This window comes from Streptomyces sp. cg40, from assembly GCF_050320165.1.
Classification (GTDB): Bacteria; Actinomycetota; Actinomycetes; order Streptomycetales; family Streptomycetaceae; genus Streptomyces; species Streptomyces hokutonensis.
The window spans coordinates 6,047,891-6,066,687 of record NZ_CP190128.1 but is presented as its reverse complement, the minus strand read 5'-3'; the positions used below and the strand labels follow the sequence as shown (position 1 = coordinate 6,066,687).

Here is an 18,797-nt window from a genome sequence, read left to right as displayed (position 1 = left end):
GTCGCCTACTTGTACTTGTCGCCTACTTGTCGATGTCCCCGACCACGAAGAACAACGACCCCAGAATCGCCACCATGTCCGCCACCAGCGTCCCCGGCAGCAGCACCGCGAGCGCCTGGATGTTGTTGTAGGACGCCGAGCGCAGCTTCAGCCGGTACGGGGTCTTCTCGCCCTTGCTGACGAGGTAGTAGCCGTTGATGCCGAGCGGGTTCTCGGTCCACGCGTAGGTGTGCCCCTCGGGCGCCTTGAGGACCTTCGGGAGCCGCTGGTTGATCGGCCCGGGCTCCAGCTCGGCGAGCCGGTCGAGGCAGGCGTCCGCGAGGTCGAGCGCGTTGTGGGTCTGCTCCAGGAGCACTTCGAAGCGGGCGAGACAGTCGCCCTCCTGGCGCGTGACGACCTTCAGGGTGTCCTGGAGCTCGCCGTACGCGAGATACGGCTCGTCGCGCCGCAGGTCGAAGTCGACGCCCGAGGCGCGCGCGATGGGCCCGCTCACTCCGTAGGCGTGCACGGCCTCCGCGGACAGGGCGCCGACTCCCCGGGTGCGCCCCCGGAAGATCTCGTTGCCGAGCACCAGGTCGTCGAAGCGGTCCATCCGGGAGCGCACGGCGGCGACGGCCTCACGCGCGCGGGAGGCCCATCCGGCGGGCAGGTCCTCCTTGAGGCCGCCGACGCGGTTGAACATGTAGTGCATGCGCCCGCCGGAGACCTCCTCCATGACGTTCTGGAGGACCTCGCGCTCCCGGAACGCGTAGAACACCGGGGTGATGCCGCCCAGTTCCAGGGGGTACGAGCCCAGGAACATCAGGTGGTTGAGCACCCGGTTCAGCTCGGCGAGCAGGGTGCGCGTCCACACCGCGCGCGGGGGGACCTCCATGCCGAGCATCCGCTCCACCGCGAGGACCACGCCCAGCTCGTTCGAGAACGCCGACAGCCAGTCGTGGCGGTTGGCGAGCATGATGATCTGGCGGTAGTCGCGCGCCTCGAAGAGCTTCTCGGCGCCCCGGTGCATATAGCCGATCACCGGCTCCGCGTGCTGGATGCGCTCGCCGTCCAGGACGAGCCGCAGCCGCAGCACTCCGTGCGTGGAGGGGTGCTGGGGGCCGATGTTGAGCACCATGTCGGTGCTTTCCGCGGCGCCGCCGATCCCGACCGTGGTCTCCGTCGTGGGAGTCATGGACACAGTCTCTCGTACGTACGCTTGCCGCATGGAAACGGGGACTGCCGCTCAGGACGACGCGGCGCGCGAGCCGGTGTGGACCGGGCTCCCGCCGGGGCTGCTGAAGATGCGACGGATGCTGCTCGTGGTGTGGCTGGGGGTGCTGGCCGTCGCCCTGGGGGTGCCGCTGGGCCTGTTCGCCGGTCCGGGGTGGGCGGCGTTCGCGCTGCTGCCGCTCGGCGTCATGGCGTGGGGCTGGGTGGTCCTGGGCCGCAACTGGCGCTCCTGGAAGTACGCCGAGCGCGCCGACGACCTGCTGATCAGCAAGGGCGTGCTGTGGCACCACGAGACGATCGTCCCGTACGGGCGGATGCAGCTCGTGGAGGTGACCTCGGGGCCCGTGGAGCGGCACTTCGGGCTCGCGAGCGTGCAGCTGCACACGGCCGCCGCGGCGACCGACGCGACCATCCCGGGGCTCGACCCGGCCGAGGCGGAACGGCTGCGCGACCGGCTCACCGAGCTCGGCGAGGCCCGATCGGCGGGGCTGTGACGACGCCGGGCGCCGGCAAGGACGTGTCCGGGGCCGCAGCGGTCGTACGGGATCAACTGCCCGTGGTGGAGCGGCGGCTGCATCCGGTGACGCCGTTGCGCCGGGCGTGGGCGCCGGTCGCCGTCGTCATCGGGTGGGCGGTGCACGACCCCAACCAGGCGCAGGAACAGCTGACGCGGCTGACCACCGTCACCCTGCTGATCGCGCTGGCCGTGATCGTGCCGGCCGCCGGCCTGTACGGCTTCCTGACCTGGTGGTTCACCCACTTCGCGGTGACCGACACCGAACTGCGCATCCGTACCGGCCTGTTGTTCCGGCGCACCGCGCACATCCGGCTGGAACGCATCCAGGCGGTCGACGTGACCCAGCCGCTCCTCGCGCGCGTGGCGGGCGTCGCCAAGCTGAAGCTGGACGTCGTAGGCACCGACAAGAAGGACGAGTTGGCCTTCCTCGGAGAGGACGAGGCGCGGGCGCTGCGGGCCGAACTCCTCGCGCGGGCGGCCGGGTTCGCGCCCGAGACCGCCCACGAGGTCGGCGAGGCGCCCTCGCAGCAGCTGCTGCACGTGCCGGCCGGGGTCCTCGCGGTGTCCCTGGTGCTGACCGGCGCCACCTGGGGATCGCTGGCCGCCGCACTCGTCGTACCGCCGTTCCTGTGGCTCGCCACCCACAGCGTGTGGACGGTCCTCGCGACCGCGCTGCCGCTGCTGGGCGCGGCGGGCGCGAGCAGTGTGGGGCGGTTCGTCGGCGAGTACGACTGGACGGTGGGCGAGTCCCCGGACGGGCTGCGCATCGACCACGGGCTGCTGGACCGCACGCACGAGACGGTGCCGCCGGGGCGGGTGCAGACCGTGCGGATCGTGGAGCCGCTGCTGTGGCGGCGGCGCGGCTGGGTGCGGGTCGAGCTGGACGTGGCCGGTTCGTCCAACTCCGTGCTGGTGCCGGTCGCGCCGCGCGAGATCGCCGAGTCGGTCGTCGCGCGCGTGCTGCCCGGCGTGACGGTGCCGCCGCGCTCCGCGCTGTCCCGGCCGCCGCGCAGGGCGGGCCGGTGCGTGCCGCTGTGGTGGCGGGGCTACGGGCTCGCGGTCACCGACACGGTGTTCGTGGCCCGGCACGGACTGCTGCGCCGCAGCACGGCGCTGGTGCCGCACGCGAAGGTACAGAGCGTGCGGCTCACGCAAGGGCCCTGGGAGCGGCTCTGGGGGCTTGCCGAGGTGCATGTGGACACTGGGGCCAACGAGACCGTCACGGCCCGTCTGCGGGGCGCGGACGAGGCCGCGGAGCTGCTCCGCGGCCAGGCCGAGCGCTCCCGGACGGGCCGCAGGGACGCGCGGCCCGACCGCTGGATGGCCTGAGGCCCGGTCAAGAACCCGTCGGCGGCGGTCAGGAAGCCGCGCTGCGCAGTCCGGGAAGGTTGATCTGCTCGGTCTCGTCGTGCGCCGTCAGGTCGATGACCTGGACCGCGCCCACGCCCCGGGAGCGCTCGTCGGCCGGCTTGAACTGCGCCTCGGCCTCCGCCTTGTGCACCGCCAGGGCCTCCTGGCCCACGACGTCGGCGAGATCCTCGTTCTGGACGGCGTCCATCTCGGCGGACGCAGTGCCCTTCTGCATGCCGAAGAAGTCGAACCCGCCCTCGACCATCGGCCGCCGCGCGGGAGTCGCCGGGACGACCGCCACCGCTGTCGGCACGGTGAAGTGACCGGACGGGTGCGCGGGTTGGGCGGACTTCGCGGCCGGGGGGACGGCGGCCGAGTGCTCCTGCCCGTCGACCGCCTCGGGCTTCCCCTCCGCCTCGTCCTCCTGCGCGGCCTCCGAGTCGGCCGAAGGGCCGCCGGTGGCCTCCACCGGTGCGGGCTCGGCCGGCGCGGAGTCGTCGTCCTCCGGCTCGGGCGCCACGGACTCGGCGGCGTCGTCGTCGAGCCGTACCAGCGCGGCCTGGGCCCGCAGGAACAGCTTGGACCCCTCCGGGGAGAACACCGGTGAAGTCGCCGGCTTCTTCTCCGCGACGGCCTCGGACTCGTCGTCGGCGTCCTCGGTCTCGGCATCGGTCACGGACTCGGCCGGAGCAGCCACAGCCCCGGTGTCGTCCGACTCGATGTCGTCGTCGGCGTCGTCGAGCTCCACGAGATCCAGGTCCACGTCCGCCGGGACCTCGTCGTCGCCGTCCACCGCGACCGGCGGCAACGCGCGCGTGGCGGGTTCCGCGGCCTCTATCTCCAGCAGGCGGCGGCCCTCCAGGGCGCTGGCGCGCTCGGTCTCCGCCGTGGCGTACCGGCGCAGCAGTGCCGCGTGTTCGTTGCGCAGGCCCGCGAGCTCGGTGCGCTTGGCGCGCAGCTTGTGCTCCAGCTTGACGCGCAGTTCGCGCGACTCGTCGAGGTCGGACTCGAGTTCGGCGAGCCGCTCCTCGTAGCGCCACTCGTCGCTCGTACGCGCGCGTACCAGGTCGGCGACCTGTTTGCCCGCCTGAGTGTCCCAGCGGCGCATGACGGCCGCCCCGACGAGCGCGGTCGCGGCGGCGACCGCGGCGACTATCCGCAGCGCGGCCGCTTGCGAGAAGACCCACGGCCCGAAGGCGCAGACGAGCGACACGCCTGCGATCGCCGAGGGAGGCAACAGCCGGTGCAACGGCGGGGAATGGCGGTGACGTCCACGTGGCATGGCCAGAAACTTACCGCGCGTAGGCGAATCATGGTGCCCCGCCCGGTAAAAACACAGCCACCCCTCATCCCCCACCTCGCTTCGACGATCACTTTCAGCCGTTGCCGAGCCGTCCGCTCAACCACTCCAGGGCCGCCGGGATCTCCCGCCGCCAGGTGTTGAAGTTGTGGCCGCCGCTGTCCAGGATGATCGACGCGATCCGCGTGGAGTTGTTGGCCCTCACCTTGTCGATGAACTTCAGGGTGTCCTTGTAGTTGTGCTCCCCGGCCTTGCTGCTGGTGACCAGCAGTGAGGTGTCGGGCGCGGGCCGGTGCTTGAGGTACCACCACAGGTTCGCCTCGTTCCGCAGCGTCTCGTCGCCCTGGAAGAGGTCACCCGTGGTGGGGTCGATCGGCGCCTTGTAGTACGGCGACAGGCCGGCGCCCGCCGCGTACACCCCGGGGTGGTGCATCGCGAGCTTCAGGGCGCAGTAACCGCCCGTGGAATCACCGACGATGCCCCAGCTCCCGGGCTTCTTGCCCACCCTGTAGTGGGCCGTCACCGCGTCCGGGAGGTCTTTGGCGAAGAACGACTCGGTGCGCGGTCCGCCCGGGACGTCCACGCACTCCGTGTCGCGCGGCGGCGCCACCGTGGGCCGCAGCATCACCAGGATCATCGGCCGCATCCTGCCGTCCTTGGCCAACTGCAGTGCCGTGCGCGGGTAGTCGAGCTTGTCGACGAGCGCCTGGGCGGTGCCCGGGTACCCCGTGAGGACTACTGTCGCGGGGAACGTGCGGGTGCGGTACCGCGGCTGGAAGTACTCCGGCGGCAGATACACATAGGCCGGGGAGGCGATGTGAGTCGTACGGCCCACTATGTCGACGCGCTGCACCTGGCCCACGCTGCTCGGCAGGGAGGAGCCGCCCGGGGCGTCCACCCGCCGGGTGCCGACCACGTGGAGCGGGCCGCCGGCGCCGCGGAGCGCCGTGTGGTCGACGACCACTCCCTGGTCGGTCTCCCGGCCGAACAGGTCGGACCAGCTGGCGTAGAACCCGAAGGCCTGGTTGGCGCCGAGGCCCACCGAGGCGAAGAGCACCAACTGCGTTGCCAGGAGCAGGCCCACGCGTCCGCTGACGGCCCGCCAGTTCCGCCGGGCCAGCCGAGGCCACAACCACACCGTGCCGACGAACAGCAGCCCGGCGCACACGAACGCCAGTGCCAACACCTTGTTGCTCGTGAGTCCCATCAGCTGTCCCCGCCTGCGCTTTCCGCCCGGCGGCACGCAAGTTTCGCGTGCGTTTGCCTTGGGCTTTCCACTGCCTTTGAACCGGCTTTTCGCTGGGGAAGGAACCTCCTTCCCCTAGACACCGTCCTAGAGGGCGCAATGTCGCCGGATGCCCGAATCGGGCCCGGATCCAAGGTCTCTCGCAGAACTACGGGATGCGATGTCTGTCAGGATAGATGGGGAATTGTCGGGTGGGGTTCCGAGCCGGTCAGGCCGGGTCCGGCGCATAGTCCGAGGCCCGCGCCCCGAGGTCGTTCCCACGCTCGTCGCCAGGGCCTGCGCCCTCGTCGGCCTGCTGGACATCGCCGCGGGGGTGTTCCCGCGCTTCCGGCACAGCCGTATGCACACCATCGCCGAGGTACTGCCGGGTGCGCTCGGCCCCTTCGCCGCCGCGCTCTCGCTCAGCGCCGGTGTACTGCTGCTCCTCCTCGCGCACGGGCTCAGGCGGCGCAAGCGCCGGGCCTGGCGGGCCGCGGTGGCACTGCTCCCGGCGGGCGCGGTGGCGCAGTTCGCGTACCGGCACTCGGTCATAGGAGTCGTCATCTCGGCCGCGCTGCTCGCACCGCTGCTGATGCACCGCGACGAGTTCCGCGCACTGCCCGACCCGCGCAGCCGGTGGCGCGCGCTCGCCAACTTCGTGCTCATGGGCGCCGGTTCCCTCGTCCTCGGACTGGTCATCGTCAGCGTCCACTCCAAGCGCATGGTCGGCGACCCGAGCCTGGCCGACCGGATCAGCCACGTCCTGTACGGCCTGTTCGGCTTCGAGGGACCGGTCGACTACGAGGGCAGCACCTCCTGGACGGTCGCCTTCTCCCTGGGCGCCCTGGGCCTGCTCACGGCCGTGACGACGATCTACCTCGCCTTCCGGCCCGAGCACCCGGCCGCGCGGCTCACCCCGGAGGACGAGACGCAGCTGCGCGCCCTCCTGGAGAAGCACGGCCGCCGCGACTCGCTCGGCCACTTCGCGCTGCGCCGCGACAAGGCCGTCGTCTTCTCGCCCAGCGGCAAGGCGGCGGTGACGTACCGCGTCGTCTCCGGGGTGATGCTCGCCAGTGGTGACCCCATCGGCGACGTGGAGGCCTGGCCGGGCGCCATCGAGCGGTTCATGGACGAGGCGAAGGCCCACTCCTGGACGCCGGCCGTCATGGGCTGCTCCGAGACCGGCGGCGAGGTGTGGACCCGCGAGACCGGCCTCGACGCTCTCGAACTCGGCGACGAGGCGGTGGTGGACGTAGCGGATTTCTCGCTCGCCGGGCGCGCGATGCGCAACGTGCGCCAAATGGTGAAGCGCATCGAGCGGGCCGGCTACGAAACCCGGGTACGGCGTGTACGTGACGTCAGTGAGGGCGAGCTGGAGCGGATCCGGCTCGCCGCGGAGGCCTGGCGCGGTACCGACACCGAGCGCGGCTTCTCCATGGCGCTGGGCCGCATCGGCGACCCCGCCGACGGCGACTGCTTCATCGCGACCGCCCACAAGGCCGACGAACAGCCGGGCGAGTTCGGCGACCTGAAGGCGATCCTGCACTTCGTGCCCTGGGGCACCGACGGCATGTCCCTGGACCTGATGCGCCGCGACCGCGCGGCCGACCCGGGGATGAACGAACTGCTGATCGTCGCCTCCCTCCAGGCGGCGCCCAAGCTCGGCATCACGCGCGTGTCGCTCAACTTCGCGATGTTCCGCGCGGCCCTCGCCCGCGGCGAGAAGATCGGCGCGGGCCCGGTGCTGCGCGCCTGGCGCGGGCTGCTGGTCTTCCTCTCGCGCTGGTTCCAGATCGAGTCCCTGTACAAGTTCAACGCCAAGTTCCAGCCCCGCTGGGAGCCGCGCTTCGTCGTCTACCGCGCCTCCGGCGACCTCCCCCGCATCGGCTTCGCCGCGATGCAGGCCGAGGGCTTCGTCAACCTCGCCCTCCCCCTGCCCCGCTTCCTCCGCCGCCGTACGGCCACGGCTCCGGCCTGCGCCCACGGGCTCGCGGAGCGGGACGTGCGGGCCGCTTGACCGACCGGGCCGGTCCGGGCGCGCACCCCGCCCCCGCGCGGGGCGCGATCGCCCGGACCGGCCCCTTTGCGTCCGGCCCGCGGGACCGTGGCCCCTCGTCCAAGGCCTACGCTGAACGTATGAGCAAGCAGAGCGGGCGCGGGCGCGTCGCGGGTCTTCCGGAATGGGACCGGTGCGCGGTCATGGGGGTCGTGAACGTCACCCCTGATTCCTTCTCCGACGGCGGCCGCTTCTTCGACACCACGGCCGCCGTCAAGCGCGGCCTCGGTCTGGTCACCGAGGGCGCCGACCTCGTGGACGTCGGCGGCGAGTCCACCCGCCCCGGCGCCACCCGCGTCGACGAGGCCGAGGAACTCAAACGCGTCATCCCCGTAGTGCGCGGCCTCGCCTCCGAGGGCGTCACCGTCTCCGTCGACACCATGCGCGCCTCCGTCGCCGAGCAGTCCCTCGCGGCCGGCGCAGCCCTCGTCAACGACGTCAGCGGCGGCCTCGCCGACCCCGCGATGATCCCGGTCGTCGCCGCCTCGGGCGCCCCCTTCGTCGTCATGCACTGGCGCGGCTTCCTGGAGGGCGGCAACGTCAGGGGCGTCTACGACGACGTCGTCACCGAAGTCGTCGACGAGCTGCACGCACGCGTGGAGGCCGTTCTCGCCGGAGGCGTCGCCCCCGACCGGATCGTCGTCGACCCGGGCCTCGGCTTCTCCAAGGACGCCGAGCACGACCTCGTCCTCCTCGCCCACCTCGACCGGCTGCTCGGCCTCGGCCACCCCCTGCTCGTCGCCGCCTCCCGCAAGCGGTTCCTCGGCCATGTCCTCGCCGGCCCCGAGGGAGCGCCCCCGCCCGCGCGCGAGCGCGACGCCGCCACCGCCGCCGTCTCCGCGCTCGCGGCGCACGCCGGCGCCTGGGCGGTGCGCGTCCACGAGGTGCACGCCACCGCGGACGCCGTACGCGTCGCCCGAGCCGTCGAGGGAGCGCGCGCCCTCGGCGCCCGCACGGCCTCGCGCATCAGCTCCGAGGGAGCCCGGTGAGCGCCCCCCACACCGACGTCGAGCAGGTCGAACTCGCCAACACCGCGTTCTACGAGACCCTGGAGCGCGGCGACTTCGACGAGCTGTCCGCGCTCTGGCTCACCCCGGCCGACCTGGGCGTCGACGAGGAGTACCACGACCCCGCGGACACCGGAGTGATCTCCTGCGTGCACCCGGGCTGGCCGGTGCTCACCGGCCGCGGCGAGGTCCTGCGGTCGTACGCGCTGATCATGGCGAACACCGACTACATCCAGTTCTTCCTGACGGACGTGCACGTCTCGGTGACCGGCGACACCGCCCTGGTGACCTGCACGGAGAACATCCTCAGCGGCGGCCCGGCCCCCGACGACAGCGACGAACTCGGCCCCCTGGTCGGCCAGCTCGTGGTCGCCACGAACGTGTTCCGGCGCACCCCCGAGGGCTGGAAGCTCTGGTCGCACCACGCGTCCCCGGTCCTGGCCGAAAACGACGAGGACGAAGGCGACGAGTCACCCTCCTGAGTGGGTAACCGCACCCTGGGCGCCCGTCGGGACCAAGAAGTGGTTGGAATCACGAACCGGCGGGTAGGGGCGGCTACCGACCCATGAGCCGCCGGGTTCCCCGGGGGAAACGGTCGGCAAAACCTGCGGGCCCGGACGGCGCCCACGCCCTCGCGGCCCGGCGCTGTCAGTGCCCGCAGGTAGATTCGTTCGAGGCTGGTGTACCGCCCGCACCCGGTACGAACCGGCCACCACCGACGATTGCAGGAGTGATTCGCGTGGATCGTGTCGCGCTGAGCGGCCTCAAGGCCCGCGGGTACCACGGCGTGTTCCCGAAGGAGCGCGAGGAGGGCCAGACCTTCATCGTGGACCTGGTCCTCGGCCTGGACACCCGGCCGGCCGCCGCCGACGACGACCTGACGAAGACCGTGCACTACGGCATCGTGGCGGAGGAGGTCGTGGCCGTCGTCCAGGGCGAGCCCGTCAACCTCATCGAGACCCTCGCCGAGCGCATCGCGCAGACCTGCCTGAAGCACGAAGGGGTCGAGGAGGTCGAGGTCCGCGTCCACAAGCCGGACGCCCCGATCACCGTCCCCTTCGACGACGTGACCGTCACCATCACCCGGAGCCGAGTATGACCTTCTCGTTCACCGAGGGTCACAGCGACCCGACCGTCCAGCCGGTACCCGCCTCCGTGGTACGGCAGGTGGACGCCGCCGACACCACCCTCAGCAACCCGAAGCGCGCCGTCATCTCCATCGGCGCCAACCTCGGCAACCGCCTGGAGACGCTCCAGGGCGCCATCGACGCCCTGGAGGACACTCCCGGCGTCCGCATCAAGGCCGTGTCCCCGGTCTACGAGACGGAGCCCTGGGGCGTCGAGCCCGGCAGCCAGCCCTCGTACTTCAACGCGGTCGTCGTCCTCAAGACCACCCTGCCCCCGTCCTCCCTGCTGGAGCGGGCGCACGCGGTCGAGGAGGCCTTCCACCGGGTCCGCGAGGAGCGCTGGGGCGCGCGCACGCTCGACGTCGACATCGTCGCGTACGCCGACGTCGTCTCCGACGACCCGGTGCTGACGCTCCCCCACCCGCGCGCCCACGAACGGGCCTTCGTGCTCGTCCCCTGGCACGACGTGGAACCCGAGGCGCAGTTGCCCGGCCACGGCCCGGTCGCCGCCCTCCTGGACGACATCACCCGTGACGGTGTCGCGCCCCGCAAGGACCTGGAACTCCGGCTGCCCGAGTAGTCGTTAAGGTCGAGACGACCACAACGCCCGGACAGGGCACGGGGAGCTGAAGGGACACCGTGAGAGAGCTGCGGATCAGGGTGCTGGCCGGCGTGTTCGTCGTCGCCGGAGTGCTGTCCTGGGCGGGTGCGCGACTGTGGAGCGCGGTGGGGACCCTGCCCAGCGTCCCGCTGGCCGCGCCGATCGTCCTCGCCGTGATCGCGGCGGTCCTGCTGGCCACGGCGCTCTCGCTGCGCGCCCGCCTCAAGGCCCAGCGCGAGCGCCGCGCCGGCGCGAAGGGAGTCGACCCCCTGATGGCCGCCCGCGCGGTCGTCTTCGGCCAGGCCAGCGCCCTGGTAGCCGCCCTCGTCGCCGGCATGTACGGCGGCACGGGCGCCTACCTCCTGGAGTCCCTGGACATCCCCGCCCGCCGAGACCAGGCCATCTACGCCGGCTTCTCGGTCCTGGCGGGCATCGCGGTCATAGCGGCGGCGATCTTCCTGGAGCGGGTCTGCAAGCTGCCCGAGGACGACGACAACAACGCGGCGGGGGCGACACCGGTGACCTGATCGCACCGTTCACTGGAGGCGCCCCCAAGGGGCGCGGGGAACTGCGCGACCAGCCACAACGGCGCCGCACCCGGCAGACGACCTCAGCGAGCCATAATCAAACTCATCGCTTCATTACGGGTGGCCGAGTCCCGCAACTGCCCCCGCACAGCCGAAGTGATGGTCTTGGCGCCGGGCTTCCGCACCCCGCGCATAGACATGCACATGTGCTCGCACTCGACGACGACGATGACCCCCCGCGGCTCCAGGATCTTCATCAACGAGTCCGCGATCTGCGTGGTGAGCCGTTCCTGCACCTGCGGCCGCCGGGCGTAGACGTCCACCAGCCGCGCCAGCTTCGACAACCCCGTGATCTTGCCGTCGCTGGACGGGATGTACCCGACGTGGGCGACCCCGACGAACGGCACCAGGTGATGCTCGCACGAGCTCAGCACCTCGATGTCCTTCACGAGCACCATCTCGTCGTGCCCCAGGTCGAACGTCGTCGTCAGCACATCCTCGGGCTTCTGCCACAACCCCGCGAATATCTCCTTGTACGCCCGAGCCACCCGCCCCGGCGTCTCCCGCAGCCCCTCCCGGTCCGGGTCCTCGCCGACCGCGATCAGCAGTTCCCGTACGGCGTTCTCGGCGCGCTTCTCGTCGAAGACGCCGATCGCTCCGTCGCCGTCCAGCGTCACGGGGTCGGTCATGTCGTGCCTCGTTCCTGTGCGGGTCACGCGTGTGCGGGACACACGCCTCAGTTGCGGGCATATGGAAAGGCCGCGCCCCCCAGGCTAAATCCCGGGGGGCGCGGCTTCCATTTCAGACCGTGTGAGACGCGCGTCAGTTCTCGGGGCGCTCCTCCGGGGCCTTCTCCAGCGTGGGAGAGGACTCGGCGGTCGCACCGGCGGTGATCGCGGGACCCGCGCCGTTCGATCCGTTCGTCAGTGACAGCTCCTTGGGGGAGAGCACCGGCGGGCGGGTGGACGGCGTACGGCGGGAGGAGCCGGTCCACGAGGGGCGGGCCGGGCGCTTCACGATGGGAGCGAAGACCTCGGCGATCTGCTCCTTGTTCAGCGTCTCCTTCTCCAGCAGCTGGAGCACGAGCGCGTCGAGCACGTCACGGTTCTCGACCAGGATCTCCCAGGCCTCGTTGTGCGCGTTCTCGATGAGCTTCTTGACCTCTTCGTCGACGAGCGCGGCGACCTCTTCCGAGTAGTCGCGCGGGTGCGACATCTCCCGGCCCAGGAAGGGCTCGGTGTTGTCGCCGCCGAACTTGATCGCGCCGAGGCGCTCGGTCATGCCGTACTGCGTGACCATCGCTCGGGCCGTGGCGGTGGCCTTCTCGATGTCGTTCGCGGCACCCGTGGTCGGGTCGTGGAAGACCAGTTCCTCGGCCGCGCGACCGCCCAGCATGTAGGCCAGCTGGTCCAGCATCTCGTTGCGCGTGGTCGAGTACTTGTCCTCTTCGGGCAGGACCATCGTGTAGCCCAGAGCACGGCCTCGGGAGAGGATCGTGATCTTGTGGACCGGGTCGGAGTTGGGGGAAGCCGCCGCGACCAGGGCGTGTCCGCCCTCGTGGTACGCGGTGATCTTCTTCTCCTTGTCCGACATGATCCGGGTCCGCTTCTGCGGGCCCGCGACCACACGGTCGATCGCCTCGTCCAGCATGGAGTTGTCGATCAGCTTGCGGTTGCCCCGGGCGGTGAGCAGGGCGGCCTCGTTGAGGACGTTGCTCAGGTCCGCGCCGGTGAAGCCCGGCGTACGGCGGGCGACCGCGGAGAGGTCGACGTCCGGTGCGACCGGCTTGCCCTTCTGGTGGACCTTGAGGATCTCCAGACGGCCCTGCATGTCCGGACGGTCGACCGCGATCTGGCGGTCGAAGCGGCCGGGGCGCAGGAGGGCCGGGTCGAGGATGTCGGGCCGGTTCGTCGCGGCGATGAGGATCACGCCGCCCTTGACGTCGAAGCCGTCCATCTCGACGAGCAGCTGGTTCAGCGTCTGCTCGCGCTCGTCGTGACCGCCGCCGAGGCCGGCGCCGCGGTGGCGGCCGACCGCGTCGATCTCGTCGACGAAGACGATCGCCGGGGCGTTCGCCTTGGCCTGCTCGAACAGGTCACGGACTCGGGAGGCACCGACACCGACGAACATCTCGACGAAGTCGGAACCGGAGATCGAGTAGAAGGGCACCCCGGCCTCGCCGGCGACCGCGCGGGCCAGCAGGGTCTTGCCGGTGCCGGGGGGGCCGTACAGGAGTACGCCCTTGGGGATCTTGGCGCCGACGGCCTGGAACTTCGCCGGCTCCTGGAGGAACTCCTTGATCTCGTGCAGTTCCTCGACGGCCTCGTCGGAGCCCGCGACGTCCGCGAACGTCGTCTTCGGGGTGTCCTTGGTGATGAGCTTGGCCTTGGACTTCCCGAAGTTCATGACTCGGGAGCCGCCGCCCTGCATCTGGTTCATCAGGAACAGGAAGACGACCACGATGAGGACGAAGGGGAGCAGGGACAGCAGGATCCCGACGAAAGCGTTCTGCTTCGTCGGCGAGACCGTGTAGCCGTCCGGAATCTGCTTGTCCTGGTACTTGGTCTGCAGCGTGGCCGCGAGGTCCACGCCCTGGTCGCCGATGTAGCTCGCCTGGATCTTGGAGCTGCCGTCGACCTTGGAGCCGCTCTTGAGCGTGACCTTGATGGTCTGCTCGTCACCGGTGGTGATCTTGGCCGACTCGACCTTGTTGTCGTTGATCGCCTGGACGACCTGGCCGGTGTCCACCGTCTTGTAGCCGCCGGACGAGCCGACGACCTGCATCAACACGACCACGGCAAGGACGGCCAGCACGATCCACATGACCGGCCCACGGAAGTATCGCTTCACGTCCATCCATACGGAGCGAATTCGCTCCGTCCCTCCTGCCATAGTGAGTTTGATAAAGACAGTTCTTCTGACCGTACCCCAGCAATGTTGCCCGAAGTCGCACGGGACGGCTGGGAGACGTGTCTGCATGCTCCAACGGCGCGAAACCCGCTGGGGTTCCCGATCGTCTTACAGGGCTTGGGCCGAGTGGCCCTAGCCGCCGTAGACGTGCGGCGCGAGCGTACCGACGAACGGGAGGTTGCGGTACTTCTCGGCGTAGTCGAGGCCGTATCCGACGACGAACTCGTTCGGGATGTCGAAGCCGACCCACTCCACGTCGATGGCGACCTTGGCCGCCTCCGGCTTGCGCAGGAGGGTGCAGATCTTCAGCGACTCGGGCTCGCGGGAGCCCAGGTTGGAGATCAGCCAGGACAGCGTCAGACCGGAGTCGATGATGTCCTCGACGATGAGGACGTGCTTGCCCTTGATGTCGGTGTCGAGGTCCTTGAGGATCCGCACGACACCGGAGGACTGGGTGCCCGCGCCGTACGACGACACGGCCATCCAGTCCATGGTGACGGGGGTGGACAGTGCCCGGGCGAGGTCCGCCATGACCATCACCGCGCCCTTGAGGACGCCGACGAGCAGCAGGTCCTTGCCCGCGTACTCCGCGTCGATCTTCGCGGCGAGCTCCACGAGCTTCGCGTCGATCTCTTCCTTGGTGATGAGCACCGACTGGAGGTCGTCACCCATGTCTTTCGCGTCCACCCGCATCACTTTCGGTCGTCCCACCGGCTACTACCTGGTCCCGCCCCCGGAGGTCCGGAGGGGGTGTCGATTCAGCCTTGCCGAATCACCAGTCTGCCACCCTGGCGCTGGGCGACGACTTTGCCCGGGAGATTGATGGCTCCCTGGCCGCGCCAGCCGGTGATCAGGCGGTCGACTTCCTCGATGTGCCGGGCGAACAGCGAACCGGCCGGGGCGCCCGCCTGGATGGCGGCCCGGCGCAGCACGCGGCGGCGCACGGCGGGCGGCAGGGCGTAGAGCTTGGCGCACTCCAGGAGGCCGGTGGCGTCCCGTACGGAGGTCTCGGCCTGGCTGGCCCAGGTGTCGAGGGCGTCGGCGTCGTCCCGGGAGAGCTGCGCCGTACGAGCGAGCGCTTCTACGACCCCTTTGCCGAGGGCCTTCTCCAGGGCGGGCAGGCCTTCGTGGCGCAGCCGGGAGCGGGTGTAGGCGGGGTCGGCGTTGTGCGGGTCGTCCCAGACGGGCAGCGACTGGACCATGCAGGCCTTGCGGGCGGTCTGCCGGTCGAGCTGGAGGAAGGGGCGGCGGTAACGGCCGTCGGCCCCCGAGACCGCGGCCATTCCGGACAGGGAGCGGATGCCGGAGCCGCGGGCGAGGCCCAGCAGGACGGTTTCCGCCTGGTCGTCGCGGGTGTGGCCGAGCAGGACGGCGGCGGCGCCGTGCCGGGCGGCGCAGGCGTCGAGGGCGGCGTAGCGGGCGTCCCGGGCGGCTGCCTCGGGGCCGCCCTCGCGGCCCACGGTCACGGCGGTGGCCTCGACGGGGTCCAGGCCCAGTTCGCGCAGGCGCAGGACGACCTCGTCGGCGCGGAGATCGGAGCCGGCCTGGAGGCCGTGGTCGACGGTGATGCCGCCGGCCCGGATGCCGAGTTTGGGTGCTTCGAAGGCGAGTGCGGAGGCGAGCGCCATGGAATCGGCGCCGCCGGAGCATGCCACGAGCACGAGCGGCGAGGGCGGGCGCTCGTGCGGGGTGTGCCGGGAGGCGCCGACGGTCTGGAGGGCCTCGTGGTCGGTCAGGATGTCGTGGAGGACGCGGCGGACCGCCAGGCGTATCGCCGCGACCGCAGGATGGGGACCCATGTCCGGTTCCCTTCATGAAGTTTTCGGGGGGTTGGCCCGAGATCCGGTCACTCAGAGTGTGTAGATGGTGACAGAACCGGGGCGTTCCCCGAGCATCGCACGCCCACCCATCGCTCACGGTCCCTCGGACGGGTGATTGCGGGGGCGTTCGCCTGCCGTCGGCCGAATCCGTTTCACCCCGTCCGCGACCGGTTCACGACTCGGCCTTGCGGTGCACCCGCGCGACCCAGTCCGCCGGTTTGGCGATCTCCGTCTTCGTCGGCAGCGTGTTCGGGGAGGTCCACACACGGTTGAAGCCGTCCATGCCCACCTGTTCGACGACCGCGCGTACGAATCGCTCGCCGTCCCGGTACTGCCGCAGCTTGGCGTCCAGGCCCAGCAGCTTGCGCAGCGCCGAGTCCAGCCGGGAGGCGCCCTTGGCCCGCCGCTGCTGGAACTTCTCGCGGATCTCCGCGACGCTCGGCACCACGTCCGGGCCGACGCCGTCCATCACGAAGTCGGCGTGCCCCTCCAGGAGGGACATCACGGCGGTGAGCCGGCCGAGGATCTCCCGCTGCGCGGGCGTCTGCACGATCTCCACCAGGGACCGGCCCTCGTCGTCCTCCTCGCCCTCGGGCCGGCCGCCGGCCAGCGACTGGGCGGCCTCCCGGATGCGCTCCAGGACGGTCATGGGGTCGACCTCGGTCTCCCCCAAGAACGACTGGATCTCGCCCTCCAGGTGATCCCGCAGCCAGGGCACGGCAGTGAACTGCGTGCGGTGCGTCTCCTCGTGCAGGCACACCCACAGCCGGAAGTCGTGGGGCTGTACGTCGAGTTCGCGCTCCACGTGCACGATGTTCGGCGCGACCAGCAGCAGCCGCCCGCCCTTCGCGCCCGCCGGCAGCTCGCGGGACGCCGGGGCGAACGTCTCGTACTGGCCGAGCACGCGCGAGGACAGGAACGACAGCAGCATGCCCAGCTCGACGCCGGTCACCTTGCCGCCGACCGCGCCGAAGACCGCGCCGCCCGGGGTGTTGCCGCGCCGCTCCTGCATCTTGTCGAGCAGCGGCTTGAGGATCTCCCGGAACCCGGCGACGTTCGCCCGCACCCAGCCGGGGCGGTCGACGACCAGGATCGGGGTGTCGTGGATGTCGTCCGTGCCCATCCGGGTGAATCCCCGGACGTGTTGCTCCGAGGCCTTCGCATGCCGGCGCAGCTCCGCGACGACGGCCCGGGCCTCGTCACGGCTCACCTCGGGGCCCGGCCGCACGAGTCGGGTCGCGGTCGCCACCGCGAGATTCCAGTCGACCATCTCGGCACCACCGATGCTCGTCATGCGTCAACCGTACGTGAGCGCCGCCGCTTGGGGCAGGGCACGAGGGCGGCAGGGGCGGGCTCGGTCGGAACGTTGCCCCGCGGTTCAACTGCAGCCGCAGGCCGCCAACGCCGTCGCCGTGTGGTCCAGGGCCGCCTGGGCCTCCAGCTTGTTCGTCGTGTTCGACGCCAGGAAGGCGAAGGCCAGGAGTTGGCCGTCCTTGTCCACGACCGTGCCCGCCAGCGTGTTGACGCCCGTCAGGGTGCCGGTCTTGGCCCGCACCACCCCCGCCGCGCCCGTCGCGTCCGTGTAGCGGGTCGTCAGGGTGCCGGTGAAAGCGGCGATGGGGAGGCCGGTGAGGACCGGGCGGAGTTCGGGGTGGGCCGGGGCGCCGGCCTTGACGAGGAGAGCGGTGAGGAGGTCGGCGGTGAGGCGGTCGTCGCGGTTGAGGCCGCTGCCGTCGTTGAACACCGCGCCCTTGACCGGGAGTTGGAGCTTCTTCAGCTGAGCGGCGATCGCGGCGGCGCCCCCGTCGAAGTCGGCCCGCTTGCCCGTCGCTACGGCGGTCTGGCGGGCCAGGGCCTCCGCGATGTCGTTGTCGCTGTTGGTCAGCATCCGCTCGACGATGTCGGACAGCGGGGGCGAGGAGACCGTGGCGAGGGTGTCCGCGCGCGCGGTCGCTTTCGAGGGCCCCGGGGACGTCGTCTTGATGCCGTGCTCCTGGAGGAAGCCCGCGAACTTCCTGGCCGCGTCCGCCGCCGGGTCCGGCACACGCCGCACCGGACCGCTGGAGGAGTCGTCGGTACGACCCTCGTCGGCCGTCAGGGCGCTGACCCGGGCGAGGTTGTCGTTGTCCCCGATCGGGTGGAGTTCGGAACCGGCGTACAGGGTCGTGTCGTACGACAGCGTCACCTCGCGCACGCCCCGCTTCTTCAGGGCGGCGGCCGTGCTGTCGGCGAGAGTCCGCAGGCTGGCCCAGCCCTCGGCGTCCTTGTGGGCGGTCAGGGTGGGGTCGCCGCCGCCGACCAGGACGAGCTCCTTGGTGTCGGGCTCCAGGGCGGTGCGGGTGGTGATGTGGTGGTCGGCGCCCATCGCGGAGAGCGCGGCCACGGCGGTGGCGATCTTCGTGGTCGAGGCGGGGGTGAGGGCGTCCTCGGCGCCCACTCCGTAGAGGCGCTTTCCGGTCGACACGTCCACCACGGCGGCCGTGTGGCGGGTGCCGAGCGCCGCGTTGTCCAGGAGGGGGTTCAGCACGTCCGCGAGGGCCGTACCGGTCGGCGCGGACTTCAGCGTGCTCGCGGAACCGCCGAGGGCGACCAGGACGGATGCGGCGCTCGGCGCGGGTCGGGGTGCCTTGGCGGACGTATCGGAATTACGGCCGTGATCTACGCCACCTGAACGTTCCTGTGCGACTGCGTGGTCCCGCTCGGCCGTACGCTGACCGGACGAGTCCCAGGGACCGGCGGCGGTCACCACGACGGCGGCCAGCGCCATCCCTGCGGTGGTGGCGACGGCGGCGAACCGCCAGGTTCGGTCGGGCCGCGGCAACTTCGCGACCCGCGGTGACACGGTTCGGACGAGCCGGGTGATCTTCGGTGACACGGCGTCAGTGAGCCGCGTCACCCGGGGCTTCACAGCCTGGGCGATCCGCGCGACCCGGGGCTGCACGGCCTGGTTGATCCGTGCGACCCGCGGTCTCACGGCTTGCTTGACCCGTGTGACCTGGGGTTTCACGGATTGCGCGGCCCGCTCGAGACGGGGCCGGACGGCTCGCGCGACCCGCGCCACATGCGGTCTCGCGGCCCGCCAAGGCCTCAGCTCCGGCACGACCACCAGCCCCTTTCGCGATCACACACCTGCGTGAGGGACACT

General features: G+C 71.1%; 17 protein-coding genes. 8 read left to right on the top strand and 9 right to left on the bottom strand.

Annotated elements, in window-relative coordinates:
• Positions 1-22: 22 nt before the first annotated feature.
• Positions 23-1,174: an NADH-quinone oxidoreductase subunit D gene (locus ACQHII_RS27155; protein WP_262063103.1), complete on the bottom strand. Its 1,152-nt coding sequence runs from the start codon at positions 1,172-1,174 to the stop codon at positions 23-25.
• A 31-nt stretch (positions 1,175-1,205) separates the two neighbouring features.
• Here ACQHII_RS27155 and ACQHII_RS27150 point away from each other — a divergent pair, with 31 nt between their 5' ends.
• Positions 1,206-1,706 (top strand): PH domain-containing protein, encoded by a 501-nt coding sequence (locus ACQHII_RS27150; protein ID WP_427921760.1) that lies wholly within the window; start codon positions 1,206-1,208, stop codon positions 1,704-1,706.
• Positions 1,703-3,058 carry a PH domain-containing protein gene (locus ACQHII_RS27145; RefSeq protein WP_427921759.1) on the top strand — a complete coding sequence of 452 codons (1,356 nt, stop codon included), beginning with the start codon at positions 1,703-1,705 and terminating at the stop codon, positions 3,056-3,058. Before ACQHII_RS27150 ends, ACQHII_RS27145 begins: the two co-directional genes overlap by 4 nt.
• A gap of 28 nt (positions 3,059-3,086) precedes the next feature.
• On the opposite strand, the gene ACQHII_RS27140 is transcribed toward ACQHII_RS27145, so the two are convergent.
• Together ACQHII_RS27140 and ACQHII_RS27135 are read right to left on the bottom strand one after the other, a co-directional pair.
• Entirely contained in the window at positions 3,087-4,361 is a 1,275-nt protein-coding gene (locus tag ACQHII_RS27140; RefSeq protein WP_427921758.1) for a hypothetical protein, read from the bottom strand.
• A gap of 94 nt (positions 4,362-4,455) precedes the next feature.
• Positions 4,456-5,586, bottom strand: coding sequence for an alpha/beta hydrolase (locus tag ACQHII_RS27135; RefSeq protein WP_427921757.1), 1,131 nt, complete (start codon positions 5,584-5,586; stop codon positions 4,456-4,458).
• 223 nt (positions 5,587-5,809) lie between these two features.
• On the opposite strand from ACQHII_RS27135, the gene ACQHII_RS27130 reads away from it, so the two are divergent.
• From ACQHII_RS27130 to ACQHII_RS27105, 6 genes are all read left to right on the top strand, one after another.
• Entirely contained in the window at positions 5,810-7,621 is a 1,812-nt protein-coding gene (locus ACQHII_RS27130; RefSeq protein WP_427921756.1) for a phosphatidylglycerol lysyltransferase domain-containing protein, read from the top strand.
• Positions 7,622-7,740: 119 nt separating this feature from the next.
• Complete coding sequence (gene folP / locus ACQHII_RS27125) at positions 7,741-8,649, top strand: dihydropteroate synthase (RefSeq protein WP_427921755.1); 909 nt, start codon at positions 7,741-7,743, stop codon at positions 8,647-8,649.
• A complete protein-coding gene (locus ACQHII_RS27120) occupies positions 8,646-9,149 on the top strand; it encodes a nuclear transport factor 2 family protein (RefSeq protein WP_093627538.1) in 504 nt (167 codons plus the stop codon). Before folP ends, ACQHII_RS27120 begins: the two co-directional genes overlap by 4 nt.
• Positions 9,150-9,406: 257 nt before the next feature.
• The gene (gene folB / locus ACQHII_RS27115) at positions 9,407-9,766 is read left to right on the top strand and encodes a dihydroneopterin aldolase (RefSeq protein WP_019070215.1); all 360 of its coding nucleotides are present in this window, start codon (positions 9,407-9,409) and stop codon (positions 9,764-9,766) included.
• Positions 9,763-10,374 carry a 2-amino-4-hydroxy-6-hydroxymethyldihydropteridine diphosphokinase gene (gene folK, locus ACQHII_RS27110; protein ID WP_427921754.1) on the top strand — a complete coding sequence of 204 codons (612 nt, stop codon included), beginning with the start codon at positions 9,763-9,765 and terminating at the stop codon, positions 10,372-10,374. The genes folB and folK overlap by 4 nt, the downstream gene beginning before the upstream one ends.
• A gap of 59 nt (positions 10,375-10,433) precedes the next feature.
• Positions 10,434-10,922, top strand: a complete 489-nt coding sequence (locus tag ACQHII_RS27105) for a DUF3180 domain-containing protein (protein WP_427921753.1) — start codon at positions 10,434-10,436, stop codon at positions 10,920-10,922.
• An 83-nt stretch (positions 10,923-11,005) separates the two neighbouring features.
• On the opposite strand, the gene folE is transcribed toward ACQHII_RS27105, so the two are convergent.
• The 6 genes from folE to dacB form a co-directional block, all read right to left on the bottom strand.
• Positions 11,006-11,611 (bottom strand): GTP cyclohydrolase I FolE, encoded by a 606-nt coding sequence (gene folE, locus ACQHII_RS27100; protein WP_019070218.1) that lies wholly within the window; start codon positions 11,609-11,611, stop codon positions 11,006-11,008.
• Between the two features lie 133 nt (positions 11,612-11,744).
• Positions 11,745-13,778, bottom strand: a complete 2,034-nt coding sequence (gene ftsH, locus ACQHII_RS27095; protein WP_019070219.1) for an ATP-dependent zinc metalloprotease FtsH — start codon at positions 13,776-13,778, stop codon at positions 11,745-11,747.
• Positions 13,779-13,964: 186 nt separating this feature from the next.
• The gene (gene hpt, locus ACQHII_RS27090; RefSeq protein WP_093627540.1) at positions 13,965-14,525 is read right to left on the bottom strand and encodes a hypoxanthine phosphoribosyltransferase; all 561 of its coding nucleotides are present in this window, start codon (positions 14,523-14,525) and stop codon (positions 13,965-13,967) included.
• A 65-nt stretch (positions 14,526-14,590) separates the two neighbouring features.
• Positions 14,591-15,631 (bottom strand): tRNA lysidine(34) synthetase TilS, encoded by a 1,041-nt coding sequence (gene tilS, locus ACQHII_RS27085; RefSeq protein WP_427921752.1) that lies wholly within the window; start codon positions 15,629-15,631, stop codon positions 14,591-14,593.
• 193 nt (positions 15,632-15,824) lie between these two features.
• Positions 15,825-16,946 carry a zinc-dependent metalloprotease gene (locus tag ACQHII_RS27080; RefSeq protein WP_200713461.1) on the bottom strand — a complete coding sequence of 374 codons (1,122 nt, stop codon included), beginning with the start codon at positions 16,944-16,946 and terminating at the stop codon, positions 15,825-15,827.
• A gap of 84 nt (positions 16,947-17,030) precedes the next feature.
• The gene (dacB, locus tag ACQHII_RS27075) at positions 17,031-18,758 is read right to left on the bottom strand and encodes a D-alanyl-D-alanine carboxypeptidase/D-alanyl-D-alanine endopeptidase (RefSeq protein WP_427921751.1); all 1,728 of its coding nucleotides are present in this window, start codon (positions 18,756-18,758) and stop codon (positions 17,031-17,033) included.
• Between the last annotated feature and the right edge of the window lie 39 nt (positions 18,759-18,797).

Excerpts from the sequence above, each read along its gene's own strand:
- ACQHII_RS27155 (WP_262063103.1), bottom strand. The coding sequence starts at position 1,174 with ATGACTCCCACGACGGAGACCACGGTCGGGATCGGCGGCGCCGCGGAA.
- ACQHII_RS27150 (WP_427921760.1), top strand. The coding sequence starts at position 1,206 with ATGGAAACGGGGACTGCCGCTCAGGACGACGCGGCGCGCGAGCCGGTG.
- ACQHII_RS27140 (WP_427921758.1), bottom strand. The coding sequence starts at position 4,361 with ATGCCACGTGGACGTCACCGCCATTCCCCGCCGTTGCACCGGCTGTTG.
- ACQHII_RS27135 (WP_427921757.1), bottom strand. The coding sequence starts at position 5,586 with ATGGGACTCACGAGCAACAAGGTGTTGGCACTGGCGTTCGTGTGCGCC.
- folP (WP_427921755.1), top strand. The coding sequence starts at position 7,741 with ATGAGCAAGCAGAGCGGGCGCGGGCGCGTCGCGGGTCTTCCGGAATGG.
- folK (WP_427921754.1), top strand. The coding sequence starts at position 9,763 with ATGACCTTCTCGTTCACCGAGGGTCACAGCGACCCGACCGTCCAGCCG.
- folE (WP_019070218.1), bottom strand. The coding sequence starts at position 11,611 with ATGACCGACCCCGTGACGCTGGACGGCGACGGAGCGATCGGCGTCTTC.
- ftsH (WP_019070219.1), bottom strand. The coding sequence starts at position 13,778 with ATGGACGTGAAGCGATACTTCCGTGGGCCGGTCATGTGGATCGTGCTG.
- hpt (WP_093627540.1), bottom strand. The coding sequence starts at position 14,525 with ATGCGGGTGGACGCGAAAGACATGGGTGACGACCTCCAGTCGGTGCTC.
- tilS (WP_427921752.1), bottom strand. The coding sequence starts at position 15,631 with ATGGGTCCCCATCCTGCGGTCGCGGCGATACGCCTGGCGGTCCGCCGC.
- ACQHII_RS27080 (WP_200713461.1), bottom strand. The coding sequence starts at position 16,946 with ATGACGAGCATCGGTGGTGCCGAGATGGTCGACTGGAATCTCGCGGTG.